Here is a 24,778-nt window from a genome sequence, read left to right as displayed (position 1 = left end):
CTTCTCCTAAGCAGTAATTGGGCCGCATCTCGTGGATTAGCAGATTGTTTTTTCTTCAATGAACTTGTTAACCAGCGTCATTAACTCGTCCGTTGTCGGTTGAGCAAGAGCCTGCTCTGCTAACACCTTCGCATCTTCGAAGTTCGTGTTACGGATAATCTTCTTAATGCGCGGGATGGAAATGGCGCTCATAGAGAACTCGTCCAGACCCATACCCAGCAACAGAAGTGTAGCACGTTCGTCGCCTGCAAGCTCACCACACATGCCAGTCCATTTGCCTTCAGCATGAGAAGCATCAATAACTTGCTTGATCAGGTTGAGTACGGATGGTGACATTGGCTGGTAGAGATGTGAAATCATATCATTACCACGGTCAACTGCCAGGGTGTACTGCGTTAAATCATTGGTGCCGATACTAAAGAAATCAACTTCTTTGGCTAAATGACGAGCAATAACGGCGGCAGCAGGTGTTTCTACCATCACGCCGACTTCGATTGTCTCATCAAAGGCTTTGCCTTCGTCACGCAGTTCCTGTTTGTAGATTTCGATCTCTTTCTTCAGTGCACGCACTTCTTCAACAGAGATGATCATCGGGAACATAATGCGCAGTTTACCGAAGGACGATGCACGCAGAATCGCACGAACCTGATCGCGCAGGATCTCTTTACGGTCCATAGCGATACGTACTGCACGCCAGCCCAGGAACGGGTTCTCTTCTTTCGGGAAGTTCATGTACGGCAGTTCTTTGTCGCCGCCGATGTCCATGGTACGCACGATAACGGCCTGAGAGCCGCAAGCTTCAGCAACCGCTTTATAGGCTGCGAACTGCTCTTCTTCAGTTGGCAGGGCGTCACGGTCCATGAACAGGAATTCAGTACGGTACAGACCGACACCTTCCGCGCCGTTGCGCTCAGCGCCGTCTACGTCACGTACGGTACCGATGTTTGCGCACACTTCTACCTGATGACCATCCAGCGTGATAGCAGGCAGATCTTTCAGTTTAGCGAGTTCGGTTTTCTCGGAAGCAACCTGCTCCTGAACGGCGCGCAGTTTCTCGATTTCTTCGTTGGTTGGGTTGACGTAAACCACATTGTTTACGGCATCCAGAATCAGATAATCGTCGTTTTTAACCTGAGAAGTAACGCTACCTGTGCCCACGATCGCGGGCAGTTCAAGAGAACGCGCCATGATAGAGGTGTGGGAGGTGCGGCCACCGGCGTCAGTGATGAAACCCAGCACCTTGTTCAGGTTCAGCTGTGCGGTTTCAGACGGCGTCAGGTCAGCGGCGACCAGGATAACTTCATCCTGAATTGAGCTGAGATCGATGATGGCCAGGCCTAAAATGTTGCGTAGCAGGCGCTTACCGATGTCACGTACGTCAGCCGCACGTTCTTTCAGGTATTCATCATCCAGTTCTTCAAGGGCAGTTGCCTGACCTTCGATAATTTCATGCGCAGCCGCGTCGGCCGTCATGCCTTTATCTTTAATCAGGGCTATGATTTCCTGCTCAAGCTCCTCATCTTCGAGCAGCATGATGTGCCCTTCGAAGATGGCTTCTTTTTCTTCACCGAAAGTTTCACCAGCTTTAGTTTTGATCGCTTCCAGCTGCGCAGATGCCTTTGCACGACCGCTCAGAAAACGTTCAACTTCCTGATCAACCTTGTCGGCAGAAATTTTTTTCCGGTCGATGACGATCTCGTCTTCTTTCAGCAGAAGTGCTTTGCCGAAAGCGATACCCGGGGATGCTAAAATGCCTGAAATCATAACCCTACCTTACTTGTGACTGATATTAAAAAGAACCCGGAACTTACTCGAGCTCAGCCATCAGTTTTACCAGATGCTCAACTGCTTTCTGCTCGTCTTCACCCTCTGCAGAAATAGCCACTACGGTGCCCTGAGTCAGGCCCAGAGTCTGCAGTTTGAACAGGCTTTTGGCGCTAGCGCTTTTGCCGTTGGAGGTCACAGTGATCTCAGAAGTGAAGCCTTTAGCTTCTTTAACAAACTGAGCAGCAGGGCGGGTATGCAGACCGTTTGGAGCAGTAATGGTAACTTCTTGCTGGAACATTGTATTTCCCCAACTTATAGGTTTAGTGTTGTGGAACTAAAGTCTAGCCTGGCGGCTTAACTTTAGCCTGTCTTGTTAGCGCTGACGTTTCGCTCGTCATTAAACATTATGCAGTCAAAGCAAGACTTGAACCAAATCATAAAATCGATTCAGCAAGTCGATTTCTCACATTGATTAATTTCGCGCTTCAAAATAATTGTCAGGTTAAATACCAGACCCGACGGGGTGAATCAATGCCAGGAGGGGTAAAAGTTTGAAGTGGACCACAAAAAAGCACCCATTAGGGTGCTTTTTTACGCGTTTTTAACATGCTGGCATTACTGTTGCAGCTCTTTTTCGGTAAAGAGATCGGCAAACAGTGCAGTGCTTAAATAACGCTCACCCGAAGAGGGGAGGATAACCACTATATTCTTATTGGTAAAGGTTTCATCTTCCTGGAGTTTCAACGCAGCAGCCACTGCCGCGCCGGAAGAGATGCCCGCAAGAATACCTTCCTCATCCATCAGACGACGCGCCGTAGAGATGGCTTCTTCGTTAGTAATGGCAACGACTTTATCAATCAGCTTCAGATCCAGGTTACCTGGAATAAAGCCTGCGCCGATACCCTGAATTTTATGCGGGCCCGGTTTCAGCTCTTCACCTGCCAGTGCCTGGGCAATAACCGGAGAATCCGTTGGTTCAACCGCAACGGTAATCAGATCTTTTTTGCCTTTCGTGCCTTTAATATAACGGCTAACGCCGGTCAAAGTACCCCCGGTACCCACACCGGAAATAAATACGTCAACCTGACCGTCCGTATCTTCCCAAATTTCAGGACCGGTTGTTTTCTCGTGAATTTCCGGGTTTGCTGGGTTGCTAAACTGCTGGAGCAGCAGATATTTAGCCGGATCGCCTGCAACGATTTCTTCTGCTTTCTGAATGGCACCTTTCATGCCTTTCGCGCCTTCGGTTAGAACCAAATTAGCTCCCAGCGCTTTCAGCAGTTTGCGACGCTCAATGCTCATGGTTTCTGGCATGGTCAGCGTGAGTTTATAACCTCGCGCTGCAGCAACGTAAGCGAGGGCAATACCGGTGTTGCCACTGGTAGGTTCAACCAGTTCAATACCAGGCTTCAGAACGCCGCGTTTTTCGGCATCCCAAATCATATTTGCACCGATGCGGCACTTCACGCTGAAGCTCGGGTTACGTGATTCGACCTTCACCAGAATGCGTCCATTACCGATACGGTTCAGTCGAACCAAGGGCGTATGACCGATCGTCAACGAGTTGTCTTCGTAAATCTTACTCATGGCCTGTCCTTAACTGTATGAAATTGGGATACCGCTCCAGCATACCTGTTGAGAAGGTATGGGGAAGTAAGGAAATCGCATATCTATATGCTGTTGAGAAATAATGCGTTCAAGTATGGAATAAGGCGCGGCATAAGCCACTCCGGTTTACACAGGTTTGCACTATTTCCATAACGCATGTTTATCGCGATAACAGTCCACCCACATGGCTGTCGCACCGCAAACGGCAACAGGCATGATGAACAAATTCAGCACCGGAATCATGGTGAACAGGCTGGTGAGTGCGCCAAACTGCATGTTGATCACTTTTTGACTGCGAAGGGCGGTGCGCATCGTCTTGAACGGCACTTTGTGATTGTCGAACGGATAGTCGCAATATTGTATGGCCAGCATCCACGCACTGAACAGGAACCACAGAACGGGAGCCACAGTCTGGCCGATGCCGGGAATAAAATAGAGAATGAGCAGCATAATGGCACGCGGCAAATACCAGGCAAATTTCTGCCATTCACGCTTCATGATGCGCGGCACATCTTTCATGATGCCGAACACGCCGGTATCGGGCGGCGTAGCGCCTGTCAGCCGGGCTTCCAGTTGTTCAGCCAGCAGCCCATTAAACGGGGCAGCTATCCAGTTGGCTATCGTCGAGAAGAAATAGCCAAAAACCAACAGGACCGAAATGACCACAATCGGCCATAACAGATAGCTAAGCCACTGCAGCCAGTCTGGAACGTGGCTCATGATGGAGGGCACCCAACTTTCGAGTTGGGTAAACAGCCACCAGAATGCGGCGCCCATCAGTAAAATATTGATCAGTAAAGGCATGATCACAAAGCGTCGGATGCCTGGCAGGGAGACCAGTTTCCATCCCTGTGAAAAATACCCAATGCCGCTGCGCGGGGCTGAATTTAAGGTTGAAACCATAACCAGGCTGTACTCCTTTTTTCACAACCAGTGGAATTGCTCACCTATATTATCGAGTTATGGATCAATGACCAGTTCGGAAATGTTCGAAAAAACAGCAAAAAGCACGATTTCATCCATCTTTATGCTGTGAATGCTCCGCACACACTTGCACTTGACGTAATCGGCAAATACTCTTAGTGAGTAAATGTTTGCCGTGGTGGCAAGGTGTTAGAACAACAGAGAATATAATGATGCAGGATTTGCGTCTGATATTAATCATTGTTGGCGCGATCGCCATACTTGCTTTACTGGTACATGGTTTTTGGACCAGCCGTAAAGAACGTTCGTCTATGTTTCGCGATCGCCCACTGAAGCGCATGAAGTCTCATCGTAATGATGACGGTGATGACGACATCGAAGATAACGACGACGAGGGCGTGGGTGAAGTGCGCGTCCATCGGGTCAATACGGCGCCCGGCGTAGGCCATGGGGAGCAAGAAGCGCCTCGTCAGTCTCCGCAGCATCAGTATCAGCCGCCGTATGCTTCTGCACAGCCGCGTCCACAGGCTCCTCAGCCTGTGGAAGAGCCGGTCCGCCAGCCACAACCGCAGCCTGTGCATCAACAGCCTGTCGCGCAGCCACAGCCGGTTCCGCAGCATCAGCCTGTGCAACCTGTTCAGCAGCCGCAGCCGGAACCTCAGCCTGTGCAAACACAGCCTGCACCGCCTGTTGAGCCAGAACCGGTTGTAGAAGAAGCGCCAGTGGTTGAAAAACCGCAGCGTAAAGAAACGGTCATCATCATGAACGTGGCGGCTCACCATGGCACCCAGCTTAATGGTGAGTTACTGCTTAACAGTATTCAGCAGGCTGGCTTTAAATTTGGCGATATGAACATTTTCCATCGTCATTTAAGCCCAGATGGCAGTGGTCCTGCGCTGTTTAGCCTGGCCAATATGGTGAACCCAGGGACGTTTGATCCGGAAATGACCGGTGATTTCCTCACGCCGGGTATCACCATCTTTATGCAGGTCCCGTCTTACGGCGATGAACTGCAAAACTTTAAGCTGATGCTGCAATCCGCTCAGCATATCGCTGATGAAGTCGGCGGTATGGTACTCGACGATCAACGTCGTATGATGACGCCGCAGAAACTGCGCGAATATCAGGATCGCATCCGCGAAGTTAAGGAAGCCAACGCGTAATACCTGCGTGTCTTCCCCTCCTCCAGAACCCCCGCATGTCGGGGGTTTTTCTCATTGATGGTGCGTTATGGACTCAATCGAACAACAACTGACACAGCTAAGAACCACACTTCGCCATCATGAATATCTTTATCATGTGATGGACGCCCCGGAAGTCCCGGATGCGGAATATGACCGTCTAATGCGTGAGTTGCGCGAGCTGGAAGCGCAGTACCCCGAGCTCATTACGCCTGATTCACCGACCCAGCGCGTGGGTGCCGCGCCGCTGGCCTCCTTCAGCCAGGTGCGTCACGAAGTACCTATGCTTTCGCTGGACAACGTTTTCGATGAAGAGAGTTTTCTCGCGTTCAACAAGCGCGTTCAGGACCGGCTAAAAAGCGCGGATTCCCTGACCTGGTGCTGTGAGCTAAAGCTTGACGGATTGGCCGTCAGTATTCTGTATGAAAATGGTCTGCTGGTGCGCGCTGCGACGCGCGGCGATGGTACAACAGGCGAAGATATCACTGCCAACGTACGGACCATTCGCGCCATCCCATTAACGCTGCGTGGTGACAATATTCCCGCGCGTCTTGAAGTGCGTGGTGAAGTTTTCCTCCCGCAGAAGGGCTTTGAGAAGATCAACGACGAAGCGCGTCGTACGGGCGGAAAAATTTTCGCCAACCCGCGAAATGCGGCGGCAGGGTCGTTGCGCCAGCTGGATCCGCGCATTACGGCGAAGCGACCGCTCACGTTCTTCTGCTACGGCGTCGGTATTCTGGAAGGGGGCGAATTGCCTGATACCCATCTGGGACGTTTGCTGCAGTTTAAAGCGTGGGGCTTGCCGGTCAGCAACCGCGTACAGCTGTGCGACTCTCCCGAAGCCGTGCTGGCGTTTTATCACAAGGTGGAAGAAGACCGCCCGTCGCTGGGGTTTGATATTGACGGCGTGGTGATCAAAGTGAATTCCCTGGCGCTTCAGGAACAGTTGGGCTTCGTCGCCCGCGCGCCGCGCTGGGCCGTTGCGTTTAAATTCCCGGCTCAGGAGCAAATGACCTTTGTGCGCGACGTGGAGTTCCAGGTCGGACGCACGGGCGCTATCACACCCGTTGCGCGCCTGGAGCCGGTGCAGGTGGCTGGCGTACTGGTCAGCAATGCGACTTTGCATAATGCCGACGAAATTGCCCGCCTGGGCCTGCGTATTGGCGATAAAGTCGTTATTCGCCGCGCCGGTGATGTCATTCCGCAGGTCGTTAACGTCGTGGAGTCTGAGCGTCCTGACGATACCCGTGAGATTGTTTTCCCGGCCCATTGCCCGGTCTGTGGCTCCGATGTCGAACGTGTTGAAGGCGAAGTGGTAACGCGCTGTACGGGCGGCTTGATTTGTGGTGCTCAGCGTAAAGAGGCCCTCAAGCACTTCGTATCGCGTCGGGCATTAGATGTGGACGGGATGGGCGATAAAATCATCGACCAACTGGTCGAGAAAGAGTATGTCCACACGGCTGCCGATCTGTTCCGCCTGACTGCAGGGAAGCTGACCGGGCTCGATCGAATGGGACCGAAGTCCGCGCAAAACGTCGTTAATGCCCTGGAGAAAGCGAAAGAAACAACGTTTGCCCGCTTCCTGTATGCGCTGGGGATTCGCGAAGTGGGTGAGGCGACAGCGGCAGGTCTGGCGGCTCATTTCGGTACGCTTGAGCAGCTTGAAAAGGCGACGATTGACGACCTGCAAAAAGTGCCCGATGTCGGGATTGTTGTCGCCACTCACGTCTTTAACTTCTTTGCTGAAGAGAGTAACCGCGACGTGATCGGCAAACTGCTGGAAGAGGGTATTCACTGGCCCGCACCGGTTGTTATCAACGCCGAAGAAATCGACAGCCCGTTTGCGGGCAAAACGGTGGTACTCACTGGCAGTCTGAGCCAGCTTTCGCGTGACGACGCCAAAGCGCGTCTGGTCGCGCTGGGGGCAAAAGTAGCGGGCAGCGTATCGAAGAAAACCGATCTGGTGATTGCCGGTGAAGCGGCAGGCTCGAAACTGGCGAAAGCGCAGGAACTGGGCATTGAGGTTATCGACGAAGCCGAAATGATTAGGCTACTGGGAGAGTAACGTGGAGAAAGAACAGCTCATCGAGATCGCCAATACCGAAATGCCTTTTGGGAAATACAAAGGCCGTCGGCTGATTGATGTTCCAGAAGAGTATTTTCTGTGGTTCGCGCGAAAGGATGAATTTCCTGCCGGCCGACTGGGTGAACTGATGGCTATCACGCTGCTCATTAAATCAGAAGGGCTGAGCCATCTGGTTCAGCCCCTCAAACGGCCTTAAGCTTTTGCGGCGTGGGTCTCTTCCTGCGCCAGCTTTTCGGTTTGACGTTTGTAGCGTCGTGCCATCACTGCGCACACCATCAGCTGGATCTGGTGGAAGATCATCAGCGGCAGCACCATCATCCCAATGACCGACGTCGGGAAAAGAATATTCGCCATCGGTATGCCATTCGCCAGACTCTTTTTTGACCCGCAGAAGACGATGGTGATTTCATCGGCTTTATTAAACCCGAATCGACGCGCGGCAAACATGTTCACCGCAATAATTATCGCCAGCAGCACACAGCTCACCAGCGCAATAAACAGCAACGAACCGATGCCGACTTTGTGCCAGATACCGTTTACGACGGCTTCACCAAACGCGGAATAGACCACCAGCAAAATCGACGTCTGATCAGTTTTGCCAATCCACTTTTTATTTCTCGCCACAAAGTCGCCAATCCATGGGCGAGAAAGATGGCCCAGCACAAATGGCAGCAGCAACTGCAGGCAGATTTTGCCCACCTGTTCCAGATTGCCTTCCGCACCATGCATGTTCATCAATAGCCCGACCAGCAGCGGCGAAACAAAAATCCCTAACAGACTTGAGGCTGACGCCGAACAGACTGCCGCCGCCACGTTGCCTCCGGCCAGAGACGTAAAGGCAATGGCTGACTGCACCGTCGCGGGCAAAATGCACAGATAGAGGAAGCCGGTATAAAGCGCGGGATCGACATTGACCGGTGCCCACCACGCGAACAGTACGCCGAGGATCGGGAATATCACGAACGTACTGCACATCACCCACAGATGCAGTCGCCAGTGACTGCCGCCTGCAATGATGGCTTCACGGGAGAGTTTTGCACCGTGCATGAAGAACAGCAGGGCAATGGCTGCAGTCGTTAAACCTTCAACGAAAGGAACGAAGCTGCCGCGGGCCGGGAAAAATGAGGCCAGCAGCACGACGGCAATGAGGGTGAGAGTAAAGGGATCGAGAATGCGAAAGAGTTTCATAAACGCTCCTGAAAACAGATTTCGCTATTGTGCTTTGTTCTGTTTGAGAAATAAAATCGATTTATTGCATCCATTCATGAATTAAAAATATGAATTATTCTCTACGTCAGCTTCGTGTTTTTGTCACCGTCGCGCAGGCCAAAAGTTTTAGCCGCGCCGGTGAGATAATTGGCCTGAGCCAGTCGGCGGTGAGCCACAGCGTGAAAGAGCTGGAGCTACAGACCGGCGTGCGTCTTCTGGATCGAACCACGCGTGAAGTGGTGCTCACTGAAGCGGGGCAGCAGCTGGCTTTACGCCTTGAAAGACTGTTGGATGAACTTAATAGCACTCTGCGTGATGTGGGCCGAGTCGGACAGCAGCTTTCCGGAACGGTGCGCGTGGCAGCAAGCCAGACGATTTCAGCGCATCTCATTCCGCAGTGTATTGCTGAAAGTAATCAGTGTTATCCCGATATCAATTTTGTGCTGCATGACCGGCCACAGCAATGGGTGCTGGAGAGCATTCGTCAGGGGGATGTCGATTTTGGGATTGTTATCGACCCCGGTCCGGTCACGGATCTTGAGTGCGAGATGGTGCTCTCTGAGCCTTTCTTGTTGTTATGTCGTGACGATGACCCGCTGGCGGCCTTGCCAGAGGTCACATGGCAGGCACTCCAGGGGGCGAATCTGGTGCTGCAGGATTATGCGTCCGGAAGCCGCCCGCTGATTGACATGGCGCTGGCCGAGCAAAACGTTAAGGCGATAATCGTGCAGGAAATTGGTCATCCTGCGACGCTATTCCCGATGGTTGAGGCGGGGATTGGTATCAGTGTGTTACCTGCGCTTGCACTGCCGCTGCCTCAGGGAAGTCGGCTGGTTGTAAAGCGTTTTACGCCGTGTATCGAACGCAAGTTGATGCTGGCGCGGCGCAAAAACCGCTCACTTTCGGGGGCGGCTCACGCATTATGGGAAGTCGTTCGTATGCAGGCACAGCAATTAATGGAGGCCCGCATACGCGATCCGCTGTTTAACGCAACTGACGATTAGATGTAGATATCGATCTGATGACTGTCCGTCGGTGAATTCACACCTTCGGCTTTGCCCTGTTGTTGCGCTTGTTTTTGTTGGCTTTCTTCGGCTTGCTGGCGCTGTAACTGTGCCAGTTGGGCCTGTAGCATTTTGAGCTGCTCCTGAATGAGCTCAGCCTGCTTTTTCTTTTCTTCGACGCTGCCACTCCCGCTTGTGACATCTTTAAGCTGTTGGGTCAGCTTGGTGATCTTCGTCATAAGGCGGCTGATCTGTGATGAGATGTCATTGCTCGTTGAGCTACTGCCACTGCTACCGCTGCTGCTCGTCTGAAGTGAAGGGGTAGATGCCTGGATAGTTGTCATGTTATTTCCTCTCGCCATAAAACAAGAATATCGGCATTTGTAACAATAGCTTGAGTGTACCTGCCAGATTTAGCAGGTCAGAATGCAGTAAAGTCGAAATGTGCAGGGGCAGGGGGCTTATGATGAAAAGTATATTGAGCGGACGACTTAATTTCAGGCAGTTCGTGTTGATACGCAAGTAACGTTAAGCGTTTTGCATTAGTAGGTCGTGCAGGATGATTCACGTTGCTCACCCTTCGGGCCGTCGCCAGTGGCTCCGGTGCCTCACTTCGTTCGGCTCGAACCTGCTGCTGGCTCGAATCTTTCAAATCGTAGATAGCAAAAAAGCGCCTTTAGGGCGCTTTTTTACATTGGTGGGTCGTGCAGGATTCGAACCTGCGACCAATTGATTAAAAGTCAACTGCTCTACCAACTGAGCTAACGACCCGAATGGTGGGTGATGACGGGCTCGAACCGCCGACCCCCTCCGTGTAAAGGAGGTGCTCTACCAACTGAGCTAATCACCCATTTCGGTACTACTCAGATAAGAAATTTTTTGAGAATGGTGGGCGATGACGGGCTCGAACCGCCGACCCCCTCCGTGTAAAGGAGATGCTCTACCAACTGAGCTAATCGCCCAATCTCAAATTCTTATCTACACTGCGGAGTCTACGTGAAGTAGATGGTGGGTGATGACGGGCTCGAACCGCCGACCCCCTCCGTGTAAAGGAGGTGCTCTACCAACTGAGCTAATCACCCCCGCTGTGTGGAGTCGCATTATAGGGAGAGTTGAAAATGAGTCAACGCCTTTTCTAAAGTTTTCGTTCGTTCGTCGTAAAATTAGACAAAAGGATTGCTAAACCACCCATGCAGCATGATTTCTAAACAAAATTAGCAAACCTGCACGTCAAACAGGCAACATCATTGAGGAATCGCCCCACAGTGATAGAATATTGCCCATTGTTTTTTTCCCAGCATTTGCCGGTCGTCGGCATCGTTCATAACGTAAGGCCATTTCATGAAAATCAAAACTCGCTTCGCGCCCAGCCCGACAGGTTATTTGCACGTCGGTGGAGCACGTACTGCTCTCTATTCCTGGCTTTTTGCACGTAACCACGGCGGTGAGTTCGTGTTACGTATTGAAGACACCGATCTTGAGCGCTCCACGCCGGAAGCCATCGAAGCCATTATGGATGGGATGAACTGGCTGAATCTGGAGTGGGATGAAGGCCCGTACTTCCAGACCAAGCGTTTTGACCGTTATAACGCGGTAATTGATGACATGATCGTCGCGGGCACAGCCTATAAGTGCTATTGCTCAAAAGAGCGTCTGGATGCATTACGTGAAGAACAAATGGCGAATGGCGATAAACCTCGCTACGACGGCCGCTGCCGCCACAGCCACGAACATCACGCTGATGATGAACCCTGCGTTGTACGTTTCGCTAACCCACAAGACGGTTCCGTTATTTTTGACGATCAGATCCGTGGCCCGATTGAATTCAGCAATCAGGAGTTGGACGATCTTATTATCCGTCGCACCGATGGTTCTCCAACCTATAACTTCTGTGTCGTCGTTGACGACTGGGATATGGAGATCTCTCACGTTATCCGTGGCGAAGACCATATCAACAACACCCCGCGCCAGATCAACATCCTGAAAGCGTTGAATGCGCCGGTGCCGGTTTACGCGCACGTTTCTATGATCAATGGCGACGACGGTAAGAAACTGTCTAAACGCCACGGTGCAGTGAGCGTGATGCAGTACCGTGATGACGGCTATTTGCCTGAAGCGTTGCTGAACTACCTGGTGCGTTTGGGGTGGTCCAGTGGCGATCAGGAAATCTTCAGTCGTGAAGAGATGATCAAGCTGTTCTCTCTGAGCGCGGTAAGTAAGTCAGCCAGTGCGTTTAACACAGATAAACTGCTGTGGCTGAATCACCATTACATTAACACCATGCAGCCTGAGTACGTGGCGACCTATCTGCAATGGCATATTGAGCAGGCTAACATTGATACCCGCACTGGCCCTGAGCTCGCGGATCTGGTGAAACTGCTCGGTGAGCGCTGCAAGACGCTTAAAGAAATCGCTGAAAGCTGCCGCTATTTTTATGAAGAGTTCGACGCGTTTGATGCGGATGCAGCAAAAAAACATCTGCGCCCGGTTGCGCGTCAGCCTCTGGAAGTGGTGCGCGATAAACTGGCCGCCATTACCGAATGGTCAGCAGAGAATGTTCATCATGCGATTCAGGCAACTGCAGACGAGCTCGAAATCGGTATGGGTAAAGTCGGTATGCCACTGCGCGTCGCGGTGACAGGTGCAGGCCAGTCACCCGGCCTGGACGTAACGGTCCACGCCATTGGTAAGACTCGCAGCGTTGCGCGCATTAACAAAGCCCTGGACTTTATTGCTGAGCGTGAAAGTCAGCAGTAATCTTTCACAACAGACGATAATTAAACGGCAGGTTTCCCTGCCGTTTTTTATGCGTGCTCTTCAGCAATACCGAGACGGTTGAGAAATCCCTGGATGCCCTCACGTGTCAGTAGCGCAGCAAGCCTCTCCTGCTCGATTTGGGTCATATTTTCCAGTGTATCGATAACCTGACGCAACACACGAGGTGGGGTAGTACCACCATATGTGGCTGATGGCTCAGCAAGATGATAGGTGACCTGACGGTTACGAATGGCGGGCAAGTTAACGATGTGCTCGCGGACCCTGGCGTCAATATGAATGAGCCTTGCCCGTCCACCTTTCACCCCGTTTATACCCTCTGTTTTCCAGCCTTGCTTGCGCACCCAGCGGTTTACCGTTTGCTTGGCCACGCCAAGACTTTCGGCCAACTCTTCCGTGGTCATTTTGCTCCGTAATTTATTCATATTAGTTCTGGTCACGTATTCCTAATCGTTGTAATAATCCGGAAATCCCTTCCCGCAGTAACAGCGTGGTCAGCTGCTTTTGTTCATCCGGGGTCATTTCATTTGCCAGTGTCAGGAGCAGCGCGTTAAGTGCGCTAAGGCTTGCACTGCCTTCCGATAGCTGAGGGTCGTCGGTTATTCGACAGGCAGAACGAATAAATTCCCTGACTTTTTCGTTCACATGTACCAAACGCGCTTTTCCGCCCTGAACTCCCGGCCTTGGTGAAGTTTTCCAACCCTCTTTACGTACCCATTTATTGATGGTCTGACGGCTATAGCCCGTGAGCCGGGACAGCTCCTCCGGCGTCATTCGTTCCTTGATCATACAATCACCTGAGTATCAGTAGGGTTAATTAGTGGTTCATCTTATAGCACCCTTTTACGTGAAAACGTGACAGGCTTAACTTAGGACTGCGAGCCGCTTCGCAATGTGCTTTATTTGCCTGATTTTTCGACGATTGAAAGAGTGGGGCTGATTTTGCCGTTGACACACTTCAATGGAATTCATATTATGCCGCCCGTCAACACGACAGCTTTACGTTGGGGCTATAGCTCAGCTGGGAGAGCGCTTGCATGGCATGCAAGAGGTCAGCGGTTCGATCCCGCTTAGCTCCACCAAATTCTTATCCAGAAGAGTTTGGAACGTAAAGACACTGTGGGGCTATAGCTCAGCTGGGAGAGCGCTTGCATGGCATGCAAGAGGTCAGCGGTTCGATCCCGCTTAGCTCCACCAAATTCAGACCCTCGCCGAATGGCGGGGGTTTTTTTATGGTAATGTAAAAAACATCCCTCCCTTTGTTGCAAAACAACGTATTTCTTATACGGCGAGTAAACCTTTGGCAAAAACGCTGGCGACCCTTAAAGGGAGACTTGCTTCGCGGAATTAATAAACTTACTATTCTTACGCATTAACGCACTGTCAGGTAAATGAGGTTGCTAACCGTAATGACAAAAAAAATTCTTGAAAGCTTAAGAATATTCGCAATCGCTTCTATTATTTGCCTGCTGACTCTTCCTCTTTCCCGCTATATCTCCCCTCGTGCAATTGTTAATGATAATGATATATATCTTGCCTGGCTTCCGCTGAGCGTAATGCTGGCGGTTATTCTATTATTTGGCCGACGTGCGATTGCCCCCATTATTGTTAGCACTGCACTTATTAATGCCTGGGGTTTACAATTAACGCTCATACAGTCATTAGCGTTATTGTTTTGCCAGGTATTTTCTGTGTTGGTTGTCTGCGGTATTATGCGATGGCAGCTTGGGCGACGATGGCGGTTTGGAGTCCCTAATCGAAACATAGGGATACAGATTTTTTGGTTGGGTTTTATACTCCCCATTAGCATTAAATTATCTATGTTTTTGATAGGATATTTACTCCATTTTCCTGTGATGCTGTCGAATTATTTTGGCCTAGGCTCAGCAATGGATAACGTTATCGATGTTCAGAGCCTAATATCGTCTGCAATAATATTTACCATGATGTTTTATTACCCCTTAAGGATGATGATTAATCCTCGTTATGCCATGAAAATTTGGCGGTATCATGTCAGACCTTCTTTTTCTAAAAAACATATCTTTTTTACATTATTCTGGTTGATGCTTCTGATCGCTGTACTGATTGCCCTGTGCACGCCTTTTCGCGCAAATTACATTGCAGGCTATCTGGTTCCGATCATATTTATCCTGTTCACTATAGGTATTAGCCGATTAAGCTATATTGTAATTTCGTTCAGTTGGGCTATCTGCGTATTTTTGCTACTCACCTATAATGGAAATTTCCTTTACGGTGTAGAGAATGGCTACTCCCTGGCATTTGTTCTCTCCGTTCTGATTTCGTTCACGCTATGTCTGCTTTACATGTCACGTATCTATCAGCATGGCGAGTGGTTAAAGCAGGGTTGGCAGGAGAGGGCATTGACCGACCCCTTAACGGGCTTACCTAATATGCGCGCTCTGGAAGCTTTTCTAGAAAAACACCCGCACTTTCATGTGTGTTGCTTGCGCATAGCCAACCTGGAGTTTCTAAGTCGGCATTATGGGATGATGATGCGCGTAAACTGTAAGCGTGAAGTTACGAGCGCTCTACAGCCGTTTTTACTGACCGATGAAAAACTTTTCCAGCTACCGGGTAGCGAGTTGGTACTTGTACTGAACGGCACCGAAACGGCTGCGCGCTTGCAGCACATTGTTGACCATCTTAATAATCGAAGAATTTACTGGAACAATACGGCTCTTGATGTCGAATTTGGCGCATCCTGGGGGAGCATGAGCGATGAATGGGGTGAGAAACTTCATCATGTGCTGGGTCAACTGAGTTGGTTATCAGAGCAGTCTTGTGCAAATCAAACCGTATTAGCATTAACGCACAGCCTGGCAACGATATCTGACCAGACGACGGAACGCGTTTTCCTGTTGAGCCGTGTCAAACGCGCTCTCACTGAGGGCGGTTTGCGTCTGTATGTGCAACCCATTCAGAATGCTGAAGGCGGGGGATATCACGAAATCCTGACGCGGCTGGAAAGTGATGGCGAATTGATTTTCCCCGACCAATTCATCCCACTCTTTGCACAATTTAACCTCAGCAGGCGTTTTGACCTGAGCGTGGTGGAAGCCATGGTGATATGGTTGGCGGATCATCCTGTGTCGCACTTTTACGCCCGGTTCTCGGTCAATCTCATGCCACTCACGCTGATGCAGAAAGAGACAGCATCAGAGATTATTGCTCTATTTAAACGCCATGGCGTCTCTTGCGCAGCGGTGATTATCGAAGTCACTGAAGAGCAGGCTTTTTCTGAGTCTGAAAGCAGTATTTTTAATATCCAGAAGCTGCGTGAATTCGGATTCAAAATTGCCATTGATGATTTCGGTACGGGCTATGCCAACTACGAGCGGCTGAAGCGCCTGGAGGCAGACGTTATAAAAATAGATGGCTGTTTTATAAAGGATATTTGTACCGACAGCATGGATGCGATGATTGTGAAATCGATCTGTAATCTGGCGAAAACCAAATCACTCAGCGTTGTTGCTGAATATGTTGAAACGCACGAGCAGCGGCAGATGCTTTTGGCGTTTGGTGTGGATTACCTTCAAGGCTATCTGATTGGGAAGCCACGCCCGATCGAGGAATTACAGGCATAAAAAAACCGGAGGCTTAGCACCTCCGGTTTTTTCTTCTGATTACAGTACCAGGGCTGCGATAGACGCAGACAGCACGCTCACCAGAGTTGAACCATAAACCAGTTTCAGACCAAAGCGGGAAACCACGTTTCCTTGCTCTTCGTTCAGGCCTTTAATCGCGCCTGCGATAATACCGATTGAAGAGAAGTTAGCGAAGGACACCAGGAAGACTGACAGAATGCCTTCTGCGCGCGGGGAGAGCGTGCTGGCAATTTTCTGCAGATCCATCATCGCAACGAATTCGTTGGAAACCAGTTTGGTGGCCATAATGCTACCGACCTGCAGTGCTTCATGCGCCGGAACACCCATTACCCAGGCAATCGGGTAGAAGATGTAACCCAGAATCCCCTGGAAGGAGATGCCCAGTACGGCAGCGAACAGGGCGTTCAACGCAGCGATCAGCGCGATAAAACCGATCAACATGGCAGCAACGATAATGGCAACTTTAAAGCCAGCCAGAATGTATTCACCCAGCATTTCGAAGAAGCTCTGGCCTTCGTGCAGGTTAGACATCTGGATATTTTCTTCGCTGGCATCAACGCGGTAAGGGTTGATCAGAGACAGAACGATAAAGGTGCTGAACATGTTCAGAACCAGCGCTGCGACCACGTATTTCGGTTCCAGCATCGTCATGTATGCACCCACGATAGACATGGATACAGTCGACATTGCTGTTGCCGCCATGGTGTACATGCGGTTGCGAGACATTTTGCCCAGGATATCTTTATACGCGATAAAGTTCTCAGACTGGCCCAGAATCAGGGAACTGACGGCGTTGAAAGACTCCAGTTTACCCATACCGTTGACTTTGGATAACAGGAAGCCAATCGCGCGGATAATCACTGGCAGAACACGAATGTGCTGCAGAATACCGATCAGTGCAGAGATAAAGACGATTGGGCACAGCACTTTCAGGAAGAAGAATGCCAGACCTTGATCGTTCATACTGCCAAAGACGAAGTTGGTCCCTTCGTTAGCAAATCCGAGCAGTTTTTCGAACATTTCGGAAAAACCTCTGACGAAACCAAGGCCAATGTTGGAGTTCAGGAAGAACCACGCAAGTAAAACTTCAATGACGAGCAGTTGTATAACATAGCGAATACGAATGTTTTTGCGGTCAGTGCTGACCAGCAATGCAAGTGCAGTAACGACAACAAGTGCCAGGACAAAATGAAGGACGCGGTCCATATTTGCTCCAAATATGAGGCAGGTTTAATTTCCGTGCACATTCTATGTAACAAGTGCAAAGAAAACGAGATCAAGACCACACTATAGTTACATCCTGTGACGAGTCTCAAAAATAGTGATCAACCATACATTTCTGTTATGTTATGTAAATGAGTGAAAAGTTACGTTTGTGTGCTAGGCTTCACAAAAGATGATTCACTTTCGCAGTTGGTTCTAAATAATTCCAAAACGTCCTGCCTTGCTATTGTTCTTCACTATCAATGAAATCGCTATAACCCATTTAAATGATCTTGATAATCATTCTCGTTTTGATAGCATGAAACATAGCAAAGGCTATATCTCCAGAGGTAGAAATGAATAACAGTCGCGTTGAGGGTAGCAGTGGCAGAGCAGCGCGCAAGTTGCGGTTCGCATTAATGGGACCGGCGTTCATTGCTGCGATTGGTTACATTGATCCAGGTAACTTTGCGACCAATATTCAGGCTGGGGCCAGCTTCGGCTATAAATTGCTGTGGGTTGTCGTGTGGGCAAACCTGATGGCGATGCTGATTCAGGTGTTATCCGCGAAGCTTGGGATCGCGACGGGAAAAAACCTGGCGGAACAAATTCGCGATCATTATCCCCGCCCGGTCGTATGGTTTTACTGGGTTCAGGCGGAAATCATCGCGATGGCGACCGATCTCGCGGAATTTATTGGCGCGGCCATAGGCTTCAAACTGATCCTCGGCGTTTCGCTCCTTCAGGGCGCAGTACTGACGGGGATTGCCACTTTCCTTATTCTGATGTTGCAGCGGCGGGGGCAAAAACCGCTGGAACTGGTCATCGGCGGTCTGCTGTTATTCGTTGCGGCAGCGTATATTGTTGAGCTCGTGTTTTCGCAGCCGAATCTGGTGCAATTGAGCAAAGGTATGGCAATACCCAGCCTCCCAACCTCGGAAGCTGTGTTTCTGGCAGCCGGTGTTCTGGGCGCGACGATCATGCCGCATGTTATCTATCTCCACTCGTCGTTGACGCAAAATGCGCATGATGGCACCCGGCAGGAACGCTATTCGGCAACCAAATGGGATGTGGGTATTGCGATGACGATCGCCGGATTCGTTAATCTTGCCATGATGGCGACTGCTGCGGCGGCGTTTCATTTTAACGGTCACACTGGCGTTGCCGATCTCGATCAGGCGTATTTGACGCTGGAACCGCTGCTGAGCCATGCGGCGGCAACCATTTTTGGTTTAAGCCTGGTCGCCGCGGGGCTTTCATCGACGGTGGTCGGTACGCTGGCTGGGCAGGTCGTTATGCAGGGCTTCGTACGTTTCCACATTCCGCTGTGGGTACGCCGCTCCGTCACCATGATGCCTTCATTTATCGTCATTCTGATGGGGCTGGACCCCACCCGCATTTTGGTGATGAGTCAGGTATTGCTGAGCTTTGGTATCGCACTGGCGCTGGTACCGCTGCTGATTTTTACAGGCAATCAATCGCTGATGGGTGATTTGGTCAATTCGACGCTGGTTAAACGTATCGGATGGATGATCGTGGTACTGGTGGTGGCGCTGAACCTGTGGCTGCTGATTGGCACGCTGCTGGGGTTGTAAGACAACCAGACTGAAATAAGCATGAAAAAGGAGCCTGATGGCTCCTTTTTTGCGGTGACGATATTAGTGGCGATGCCCGTGTCCGTGCCCACGATCGTGACCTCGTCCATGGCCCCGAGGTCCGCGACGGTCATCACGATCGCTCCAGCCTTCACGGTAGCCACGTTCGTACGCCTTGCGGTTATCCCAGCCACGGTGACGACCATTATCATGTCTCCACCAGCGGTTTTGACGCCATTCGTAGTTACGGTGCCAGTAATCACGGTCGCGCCAGCCGCCACCGTCCCAGTAGTTACCAGAGTTATCACGATCGCCAATATGTAATTTTATTGACGGCAACAGGGTAATTTCGCCTGCATTTGCAATCAGTGGCGCACTCGCCATCAGGATTGCTGCAAGAATCAGTGATCTGAACATTATTGTTATTCTCCTACGAACGGAGCCGTAAGCGGCCTGTTAATGCAATTTTACGGGGCAGTAAAGCCCCGTTTAATCGCCTCAACTCCTAATTCACAGGGGGGAGCACTTTTTGCTAAAGACGCATTTATTTTGAGCTGTTCAGAATCGCGTCGATCGCTTCAAGCTCTTCAGCAGTGAAGTGAAGATTATTGAGCATGCCGACTGCGTCTTCGATTTGTGACGTTTTACTGGCACCAATCAGCACGCTGGTGACGGTGTCGTGACGTAACACCCAGGCGAGTGCCATTTGTGACAGCTTCTGGCCTCGGCGTTCGGCTAACGCGTTGAGCTGGCGAACCTTACTCAGTTTTTCATCGCTGACCTGATCGGCATTCAAGAATCGACTCTTGCTCGCCGCGCGTGAATCAGCCGGAATACCATTCAAATAGCGATCGGTCAGTTGCCCACCCGCGAGCGGTGAGAAAGGAATACAACCCACCCCTTTTTCCTGCAAAACGGACAGCAATCCCTCTTCCGGAGCACGTTCAAACATCGAGTATTTTGGCTGGTGGATGAGACAAGGCGTCCCAAGATCGTCCAGGATATCAATGGCCTGGCGAGCCAGTTCCGCCGGGTAGTTTGAAAGACCGACATACAGGGCTTTGCCCTGGCGCACGATATGATCGAGCGCTTTCATTGTCTCTCTCAGCGGCGTTTCTGGGTCCGGGCGGTGGTGGTAAAAGATATCAACATATTCCAGCCCCATGCGCTTGAGGCTTTGATCAAGGCTGGCGATGAGATATTTTCGCGATCCCCAGTCCCCGTAAGGCCCGTCCCACATGGTGTATCCCGCTTTAGTCGAGATCACTAGTTCGTCACGGTAAGGGTGAAAATCTTCTCGAAAAATACGTCCAAAGTTGCTCTCTGCCGATCCTGGCGGTGGCCCGTAGTTGTTGGCCAGATCGAAGTGGGTGATCCCGAGCTCGAATGCGCGTTGTAAAAGTTGACGGCTATTTTCAATCAACGTGCTGTCGCCAAAGTTATGCCACAGACCCAGCGAAACGGCGGGGAGTCTCAGACCACTCTGACCGCATCGACGATACTGCATTGACTCATAACGTGTTTTATCAGCCTGAAAAACCATGCTCTAGCCCCTTTGTTCTGAATAATGATTCTCAGTGTATACGTTTACACGCTGGTTCAGACCATCAGATTACTACGTCATTTTTCGTAAAGCATTCTTTCCAGACTCTTCTTTTCCGCATTCCTGGACAGACATCACGCTTCTTTAATACTCAAAGTGAGGTCAACGTCAGAAGGACTCCTGTTATGCGAACCGCCTATTCCGTCGCCGATTATCTGCTGGACCGCCTTTCACAGTGTGGTGTTGAGCACCTGTTTGGCGTGCCGGGTGACTACAATCTGCAATTCCTTGATCACGTTATCGACAGCCCCGTAATCCGCTGGGTGGGGTGCGCCAACGAACTCAATGCCTCCTATGCCGCCGATGGATATGCTCGCTGCAAGGGTTTTGCCGCGTTGCTCACGACATTTGGTGTGGGGGAACTGAGTGCGATGAACGGAATCGCCGGCAGTTTTGCGGAGTACGTGCCGGTATTGCACATCGTAGGAGCGCCTTGCAGCGCCGCACAGCAAAAAGGGGAGCTGATGCATCACACATTGGGTGACGGAGAATTCCGCCATTTCTTTAAGATGAGTGAGCCCATTACCGCAGCGCAGGCTATTCTCACCGAACAAAATGCCTGCTATGAAATCGATCGCGTATTGTCAGTTATGCGACGTGAGCGCCGTCCGGGATATCTGATGCTCCCCGCGGATGTGGCAAAAAAACCTGCCATACCCCCTGTAAGCGTTTTCACTGATGAACTTCTTCCCCTTGATCACGCCTGTTTGCAAGCGTTCCGCGAAGCCGCAGAGGCGCGTCTTGCAACCAGTCAACGTACGGCGCTATTGGCTGATTTTTTAGTCCTGCGGTATGGGCTAAAAAAATCGCTTCAGGCGTGGGTGAAAGAGACGCCCATGGCACATGCGACGATGCTGATGGGGAAAGGGATTTTTGATGAGCGACAGACGGGTTTTTACGGGACGTACAGCGGGGCTGCGAGCACCGACGCCGTCCGGGAGGCTATCGAAGGGGCGGATACCGTCATCTGCGTGGGCACGCGTTTTACCGATACCTTGACCGCGGGATTTACTCACAAACTCACTGCGGGCCAGACCATTGAAGTCCAACCCTATGCGGCTCGGATTGGGGATCGCTGGTTTACCGGCATTCCCATGGCGCGGGCGGTTGAAATCGTATCTGAGCTTTGCAGGCAGCACGTTACCCGGCAGACGCTGCCGATTCATCAGCCCGCACTTTCTCAGGATTATCATCAAGGCACGCTGACTCAGGATAATTTCTGGCACACGCTGCAAACGTTTATTCGTCCCGGGGATATCATTCTTGCCGATCAAGGAACTGCTGCGTTTGGTGCAAGTGCGCTGCGACTGCCTTCGGACGTCGACTTTATCGTTCAGCCGCTATGGGGATCGATCGGCTTTACGTTAGCAGCGGCGTTCGGCGCGCAAACCGCTTGTCCGGACCGGCGCGTAATTGTGCTCACCGGGGACGGCGCAGCACAGCTGACGATTCAGGAAATGGGCTCGATGCTGCGGGATAATCAGCGGCCGGTCATTCTGGTGCTGAATAACGAAGGGTATACCGTTGAGCGGGCGATTCATGGGGCGGAGCAGCGCTATAACGACATCGCGCTGTGGAACTGGACGCAAATCCCGCAGGCGCTCAGCCTGAATTGTCAGGCTCAATGCTGGCGGGTCAGCGAAACGGTACAGCTGGCGGAGGTGCTGGAGAAAGTCGCCCATCGTGAGCGACTTTCATTGATTGAGGTGATGTTGCCCAAAGCGGATATTCCTCCGCTTCTCAGGGCCATCACCGAAGCGCTGGAGGCGCGTAACAGCGCGTGATCACTTATCCTTCCGCCAGGCCATCAGCATCGGTTTGCCCGCCAGCAGGAGCCAGGCGGGCAGCATCACGATACAGAGTAACGGCAATAAGTTGGTATCGGGCACCACGACCGCTGCCATAAACAGGCTCAGCCAGGCATCGCGCGTGACGACCAGTACCAACCCCAAAATGGAGCAGGAAATCGTAATTGCCGCCGGAACGGCGTCGACATGCTCATGAAGCATCAGTCCTAACGCCACGCCGATAAATACCGCCGGGAAGATACGCCCCCCGCGAAAACCACATGCGGCCGCCACGACAACGGCGGCCAGCTTGATAACGGCGAACAGGAAATAATCCGACACGCTAAAGACCTGGCTAAATGCCATCTGTTGCATCTCATCGAGGCCTTTAAATAACGTCACCGGCCCACCGATTGCCCCAAGAATCCCCAGCAGAAAACCGCCCGCACCCAGAATCAAAACCGGGTGTTTGAGCTTATGCATCAGGCGATGCAGTCGCGGCAAGCACCAAACGGCCACCATACCCAGCGCGATGGCGATGGCAGCGACAATGGCCCCGCTGAATATATCTGCCAGTTGCATCTGCCCGTAGTGCGGAATGGGCAGCGAAAAATGCGGATGGTAAAACAGGCTGGTGGTGAGCGCGCCAGCGGCAGCGGCCATCAGAGGCGCAAAGAGGCGATCCCAGAGCGGGACGTCGTTATCGCCACTCAGCGTTTGGGAAAAAATAAGCGCGGCGGCGACGGGCGTACCAAATAGCGCCCCGATGGTGCCGGCAGACGCCAGAATCGTCCAGTCCAGCGCGCCAACGCGGGGGAAAATGCGCGAACCCAGATAAACTGCGAGCGCAATATTCACGGCCATGATGGGGTGTTCTGGCCCCAGACTCACACCGCCCGCCAGACCGATCACCAGGGCAAGAAGTAAACCCGGTAGCGCCGCCGGGTTGACCGGCGCGCTAATCAACGGCTCCAGCGCCGGATCGGGGCCTGCGTGTCCAGGGCTAAAACGAATGACTAAGCCTACCGCGATACCGGTGAGGGTCAGCATCAGGATAATCCAGGTCGGAGAGGCAAAATCGATGCCGAGCTTTCCCGGCAGGGCAGCCCACAAAAAAGTTTGCAGCACCGAGGCGACTTTCATCACGACGATTAACACCAGGCTTGACGCAATACCAATGATGAGCGCAGGTGTCGCTAACAACAGCATGGTTCTGGCTCGCGGATGGAGCATGATGATTTCCTTGTACAAAAGTATTTAGCGTGACTTTGCACATTCAGTTTGACGGCAATAGTGCAAAAGGTGCTGAAACGGTAAAGTGATTCTGTGACGAAGATCGATTATCCTGGGCAGTTCGCATTCAGGCCGTTGTTGTTATCCCGCCTTGAATTTACAGTGTCCCAAAGATTTATTCTGACTTTAGCGGAGCAGTAGAAGAATGACAAAATATGCTTTAGTAGGCGATGTAGGCGGCACGAATGCGCGGCTGGCATTATGCGATATTGATACCGGTGAAATTTCTCAGGCAAAGACCTATTCCGGGCTGGATTATCCCAGTCTTGAAGCGGTAGTTCGTGTCTATCTGGATGAACATCAGGTCGGTGTGGAGGACGGTTGTATTGCTATTGCCTGCCCAATTACCGGTGACTGGGTGGCCATGACGAATCACACCTGGGCCTTTTCCATTGCCGAAATGAAAAAAAATCTCGGCTTCGCACATCTGGAAATTATCAACGACTTTACGGCCGTTTCAATGGCGATCCCCATGCTCAAACCCGAACATCTTATTCAGTTTGGTGGCGCGGAACCGGTCGAAGGCAAGCCGATTGCCGTCTATGGCGCGGGCACAGGACTGGGTGTTTCACATCTGGTTCACGTTGATAAACGTTGGGTCAGCTTGCCGGGCGAGGGCGGTCACGTTGATTTTGCGCCGAACAGTGAAGAAGAAGGGATCATTCTGCATGAACTGCGCGCCGAACTGGGCCACGTCTCCGCCGAGCGCGTGCTGTCCGGCCCTGGGCTGGTCTATCTTTATCGCGCGATTGTGAAATCCGATAATCGTCTGCCGGAAAACTTACAGCCAAAAGACATTACTGAACGCGCCCTGGCGGACAGTTGCACTGACTGTCGTCGCGCGTTGTCACTGTTCTGCGTGATTATGGGACGCTTTGGCGGCAATCTGGCGCTCAATCTCGGCACGTTTGGCGGGGTTTACATCGCGGGTGGCATTGTGCCGCGTTTCCTGGAGTTCTTTAAAGCGTCGGGTTTCCGTGGCGGATTTGAAGATAAAGGGCGTTTTAAATCCTATGTGCAGGACATTCCGGTTTATCTGATCGTACATGATAATCCAGGACTGCTGGGCTCCGGCGCGCATTTACGCCAGACGCTGGGCCAATATCTCTGATTGTCA

Annotated in this window: 21 protein-coding genes, 6 tRNA genes and 1 other RNA gene; 11 read left to right on the top strand and 17 right to left on the bottom strand. The window is 51.5% G+C overall.

Features of this window, described 5'->3' with window-relative positions:
* Positions 1-36: 36 nt before the first annotated feature.
* The 4 genes from ptsI to cysZ form a co-directional block, all read right to left on the bottom strand.
* On the bottom strand, positions 37-1,764 hold the full coding sequence (gene ptsI / locus I6L74_RS02230; RefSeq protein ID WP_059179389.1) for a phosphoenolpyruvate-protein phosphotransferase PtsI: 1,728 nt from the start codon (positions 1,762-1,764) through the stop codon (positions 37-39).
* A 43-nt stretch (positions 1,765-1,807) separates the two neighbouring features.
* A complete protein-coding gene (ptsH, locus tag I6L74_RS02225) occupies positions 1,808-2,065 on the bottom strand; it encodes a phosphocarrier protein Hpr (protein ID WP_059179388.1) in 258 nt (85 codons plus the stop codon).
* 317 nt (positions 2,066-2,382) lie between these two features.
* Positions 2,383-3,354, bottom strand: coding sequence for a cysteine synthase A (gene cysK / locus I6L74_RS02220; RefSeq protein ID WP_059179387.1), 972 nt, complete (start codon positions 3,352-3,354; stop codon positions 2,383-2,385).
* A 162-nt stretch (positions 3,355-3,516) separates the two neighbouring features.
* A complete protein-coding gene (gene cysZ, locus I6L74_RS02215; RefSeq protein WP_059179386.1) occupies positions 3,517-4,278 on the bottom strand; it encodes a sulfate transporter CysZ in 762 nt (253 codons plus the stop codon).
* Positions 4,279-4,508: 230 nt separating this feature from the next.
* Here cysZ and zipA point away from each other — a divergent pair, with 230 nt between their 5' ends.
* From zipA to I6L74_RS02200, 3 genes are all read left to right on the top strand, one after another.
* Positions 4,509-5,462: a cell division protein ZipA gene (gene zipA / locus I6L74_RS02210; RefSeq protein ID WP_059179385.1), complete on the top strand. Its 954-nt coding sequence runs from the start codon at positions 4,509-4,511 to the stop codon at positions 5,460-5,462.
* A gap of 67 nt (positions 5,463-5,529) precedes the next feature.
* Positions 5,530-7,545, top strand: coding sequence for an NAD-dependent DNA ligase LigA (gene ligA, locus I6L74_RS02205; protein ID WP_059179384.1), 2,016 nt, complete (start codon positions 5,530-5,532; stop codon positions 7,543-7,545).
* Position 7,546: 1 nt separating this feature from the next.
* Positions 7,547-7,762 carry a DUF3820 family protein gene (locus I6L74_RS02200; protein ID WP_059179383.1) on the top strand — a complete coding sequence of 72 codons (216 nt, stop codon included), beginning with the start codon at positions 7,547-7,549 and terminating at the stop codon, positions 7,760-7,762.
* Here I6L74_RS02200 and I6L74_RS02195 read toward each other — a convergent pair.
* Positions 7,759-8,754 carry a bile acid:sodium symporter family protein gene (locus I6L74_RS02195; protein WP_059179382.1) on the bottom strand — a complete coding sequence of 332 codons (996 nt, stop codon included), beginning with the start codon at positions 8,752-8,754 and terminating at the stop codon, positions 7,759-7,761. The genes I6L74_RS02200 and I6L74_RS02195 overlap by 4 nt on opposite strands.
* Before the next feature lie 89 nt (positions 8,755-8,843).
* Here I6L74_RS02195 and I6L74_RS02190 point away from each other — a divergent pair, with 89 nt between their 5' ends.
* Positions 8,844-9,779: a LysR family transcriptional regulator gene (locus I6L74_RS02190; RefSeq protein ID WP_059179381.1), complete on the top strand. Its 936-nt coding sequence runs from the start codon at positions 8,844-8,846 to the stop codon at positions 9,777-9,779.
* On the opposite strand, the gene I6L74_RS02185 is transcribed toward I6L74_RS02190, so the two are convergent.
* The 6 genes from I6L74_RS02185 to I6L74_RS02160 form a co-directional block, all read right to left on the bottom strand.
* On the bottom strand, positions 9,776-10,123 hold the full coding sequence (locus I6L74_RS02185) for a FlxA-like family protein (protein WP_059179380.1): 348 nt from the start codon (positions 10,121-10,123) through the stop codon (positions 9,776-9,778). The two genes, I6L74_RS02190 and I6L74_RS02185, sit on opposite strands and share 4 nt — an antisense overlap.
* A gap of 199 nt (positions 10,124-10,322) precedes the next feature.
* Positions 10,323-10,445, bottom strand: a non-coding RNA gene (locus I6L74_RS02180) — RtT sRNA.
* 29 nt (positions 10,446-10,474) lie between these two features.
* A tRNA-Lys gene (locus I6L74_RS02175) sits at positions 10,475-10,550 on the bottom strand.
* 3 nt (positions 10,551-10,553) lie between these two features.
* Positions 10,554-10,629 (bottom strand) — tRNA-Val (locus I6L74_RS02170).
* 36 nt (positions 10,630-10,665) lie between these two features.
* A tRNA-Val gene (locus I6L74_RS02165) sits at positions 10,666-10,741 on the bottom strand.
* Between the two features lie 44 nt (positions 10,742-10,785).
* Positions 10,786-10,861 (bottom strand) — tRNA-Val (locus I6L74_RS02160).
* Positions 10,862-11,120: 259 nt separating this feature from the next.
* Here I6L74_RS02160 and gltX point away from each other — a divergent pair.
* Positions 11,121-12,536, top strand: coding sequence for a glutamate--tRNA ligase (gene gltX, locus I6L74_RS02155; protein ID WP_059179379.1), 1,416 nt, complete (start codon positions 11,121-11,123; stop codon positions 12,534-12,536).
* Between the two features lie 47 nt (positions 12,537-12,583).
* Here the strand turns inward: gltX and I6L74_RS02150 are convergent, their stop codons facing one another.
* Together I6L74_RS02150 and I6L74_RS02145 are read right to left on the bottom strand one after the other, a co-directional pair.
* Positions 12,584-12,979 (bottom strand): YfeC-like transcriptional regulator, encoded by a 396-nt coding sequence (locus I6L74_RS02150; protein WP_059179378.1) that lies wholly within the window; start codon positions 12,977-12,979, stop codon positions 12,584-12,586.
* A gap of 1 nt (position 12,980) precedes the next feature.
* Positions 12,981-13,343, bottom strand: coding sequence for a YfeC-like transcriptional regulator (locus I6L74_RS02145; RefSeq protein WP_059179377.1), 363 nt, complete (start codon positions 13,341-13,343; stop codon positions 12,981-12,983).
* Between the two features lie 217 nt (positions 13,344-13,560).
* Here I6L74_RS02145 and I6L74_RS02140 point away from each other — a divergent pair.
* The 3 genes from I6L74_RS02140 (at position 13,561) to I6L74_RS02130 (ending at position 16,159) form a co-directional block, all read left to right on the top strand.
* Positions 13,561-13,636, top strand: a tRNA-Ala gene (locus tag I6L74_RS02140).
* A gap of 39 nt (positions 13,637-13,675) precedes the next feature.
* Positions 13,676-13,751 (top strand) — tRNA-Ala (locus tag I6L74_RS02135).
* 212 nt (positions 13,752-13,963) lie between these two features.
* Positions 13,964-16,159, top strand: coding sequence for a sensor domain-containing phosphodiesterase (locus I6L74_RS02130; protein ID WP_059179376.1), 2,196 nt, complete (start codon positions 13,964-13,966; stop codon positions 16,157-16,159).
* Between the two features lie 39 nt (positions 16,160-16,198).
* Here I6L74_RS02130 and nupC read toward each other — a convergent pair whose 3' ends face one another.
* Positions 16,199-17,386, bottom strand: a complete 1,188-nt coding sequence (gene nupC / locus I6L74_RS02125) for a nucleoside permease NupC (protein ID WP_059179375.1) — start codon at positions 17,384-17,386, stop codon at positions 16,199-16,201.
* Positions 17,387-17,739: 353 nt separating this feature from the next.
* Here nupC and I6L74_RS02120 point away from each other — a divergent pair, with 353 nt between their 5' ends.
* Complete coding sequence (locus I6L74_RS02120; protein ID WP_059179374.1) at positions 17,740-18,978, top strand: Nramp family divalent metal transporter; 1,239 nt, start codon at positions 17,740-17,742, stop codon at positions 18,976-18,978.
* Between the two features lie 63 nt (positions 18,979-19,041).
* Here the strand turns inward: I6L74_RS02120 and I6L74_RS02115 are convergent, their stop codons facing one another.
* Both I6L74_RS02115 and mgrA read right to left on the bottom strand, forming a co-directional pair.
* Positions 19,042-19,395, bottom strand: coding sequence for a DUF2502 domain-containing protein (locus I6L74_RS02115; RefSeq protein WP_059179373.1), 354 nt, complete (start codon positions 19,393-19,395; stop codon positions 19,042-19,044).
* A gap of 127 nt (positions 19,396-19,522) precedes the next feature.
* Positions 19,523-20,521 (bottom strand): L-glyceraldehyde 3-phosphate reductase, encoded by a 999-nt coding sequence (mgrA, locus tag I6L74_RS02110; RefSeq protein WP_059179372.1) that lies wholly within the window; start codon positions 20,519-20,521, stop codon positions 19,523-19,525.
* Between the two features lie 185 nt (positions 20,522-20,706).
* Between mgrA and ipdC the strand changes: the two genes are divergently transcribed.
* On the top strand, positions 20,707-22,365 hold the full coding sequence (gene ipdC / locus I6L74_RS02105) for an indolepyruvate decarboxylase (protein WP_059179371.1): 1,659 nt from the start codon (positions 20,707-20,709) through the stop codon (positions 22,363-22,365).
* Here the strand turns inward: ipdC and I6L74_RS02100 are convergent, their stop codons facing one another.
* Positions 22,366-23,601, bottom strand: a complete 1,236-nt coding sequence (locus tag I6L74_RS02100) for an ion channel protein (RefSeq protein ID WP_059179370.1) — start codon at positions 23,599-23,601, stop codon at positions 22,366-22,368.
* A 205-nt stretch (positions 23,602-23,806) separates the two neighbouring features.
* On the opposite strand from I6L74_RS02100, the gene glk reads away from it, so the two are divergent.
* A complete protein-coding gene (gene glk, locus I6L74_RS02095) occupies positions 23,807-24,772 on the top strand; it encodes a glucokinase (protein ID WP_059179369.1) in 966 nt (321 codons plus the stop codon).
* Positions 24,773-24,778: the final 6 nt, after the last annotated feature.

The organism is Lelliottia amnigena (assembly GCF_019047465.1).
GTDB lineage: Bacteria > Pseudomonadota > Gammaproteobacteria > Enterobacterales > Enterobacteriaceae > Enterobacter > Enterobacter amnigenus.
The sequence above is the reverse complement of the archived record's forward strand: the minus strand, read 5'-3'. Positions and strand labels throughout refer to the sequence as shown.

Excerpts from the sequence above, each read along its gene's own strand:
- ptsI (WP_059179389.1), bottom strand. The coding sequence starts at position 1,764 with ATGATTTCAGGCATTTTAGCATCCCCGGGTATCGCTTTCGGCAAAGCA.
- ptsH (WP_059179388.1), bottom strand. The coding sequence starts at position 2,065 with ATGTTCCAGCAAGAAGTTACCATTACTGCTCCAAACGGTCTGCATACC.
- cysK (WP_059179387.1), bottom strand. The coding sequence starts at position 3,354 with ATGAGTAAGATTTACGAAGACAACTCGTTGACGATCGGTCATACGCCC.
- cysZ (WP_059179386.1), bottom strand. The coding sequence starts at position 4,278 with ATGGTTTCAACCTTAAATTCAGCCCCGCGCAGCGGCATTGGGTATTTT.
- zipA (WP_059179385.1), top strand. The coding sequence starts at position 4,509 with ATGATGCAGGATTTGCGTCTGATATTAATCATTGTTGGCGCGATCGCC.
- ligA (WP_059179384.1), top strand. The coding sequence starts at position 5,530 with ATGGACTCAATCGAACAACAACTGACACAGCTAAGAACCACACTTCGC.
- I6L74_RS02195 (WP_059179382.1), bottom strand. The coding sequence starts at position 8,754 with ATGAAACTCTTTCGCATTCTCGATCCCTTTACTCTCACCCTCATTGCC.
- I6L74_RS02190 (WP_059179381.1), top strand. The coding sequence starts at position 8,844 with ATGAATTATTCTCTACGTCAGCTTCGTGTTTTTGTCACCGTCGCGCAG.
- I6L74_RS02185 (WP_059179380.1), bottom strand. The coding sequence starts at position 10,123 with ATGACAACTATCCAGGCATCTACCCCTTCACTTCAGACGAGCAGCAGC.
- gltX (WP_059179379.1), top strand. The coding sequence starts at position 11,121 with ATGAAAATCAAAACTCGCTTCGCGCCCAGCCCGACAGGTTATTTGCAC.
- I6L74_RS02150 (WP_059179378.1), bottom strand. The coding sequence starts at position 12,979 with ATGAATAAATTACGGAGCAAAATGACCACGGAAGAGTTGGCCGAAAGT.
- I6L74_RS02145 (WP_059179377.1), bottom strand. The coding sequence starts at position 13,343 with ATGATCAAGGAACGAATGACGCCGGAGGAGCTGTCCCGGCTCACGGGC.
- I6L74_RS02130 (WP_059179376.1), top strand. The coding sequence starts at position 13,964 with ATGACAAAAAAAATTCTTGAAAGCTTAAGAATATTCGCAATCGCTTCT.
- nupC (WP_059179375.1), bottom strand. The coding sequence starts at position 17,386 with ATGGACCGCGTCCTTCATTTTGTCCTGGCACTTGTTGTCGTTACTGCA.
- I6L74_RS02120 (WP_059179374.1), top strand. The coding sequence starts at position 17,740 with ATGAATAACAGTCGCGTTGAGGGTAGCAGTGGCAGAGCAGCGCGCAAG.
- I6L74_RS02115 (WP_059179373.1), bottom strand. The coding sequence starts at position 19,395 with ATGTTCAGATCACTGATTCTTGCAGCAATCCTGATGGCGAGTGCGCCA.
- mgrA (WP_059179372.1), bottom strand. The coding sequence starts at position 20,521 with ATGGTTTTTCAGGCTGATAAAACACGTTATGAGTCAATGCAGTATCGT.
- ipdC (WP_059179371.1), top strand. The coding sequence starts at position 20,707 with ATGCGAACCGCCTATTCCGTCGCCGATTATCTGCTGGACCGCCTTTCA.
- I6L74_RS02100 (WP_059179370.1), bottom strand. The coding sequence starts at position 23,601 with ATGCTCCATCCGCGAGCCAGAACCATGCTGTTGTTAGCGACACCTGCG.
- glk (WP_059179369.1), top strand. The coding sequence starts at position 23,807 with ATGACAAAATATGCTTTAGTAGGCGATGTAGGCGGCACGAATGCGCGG.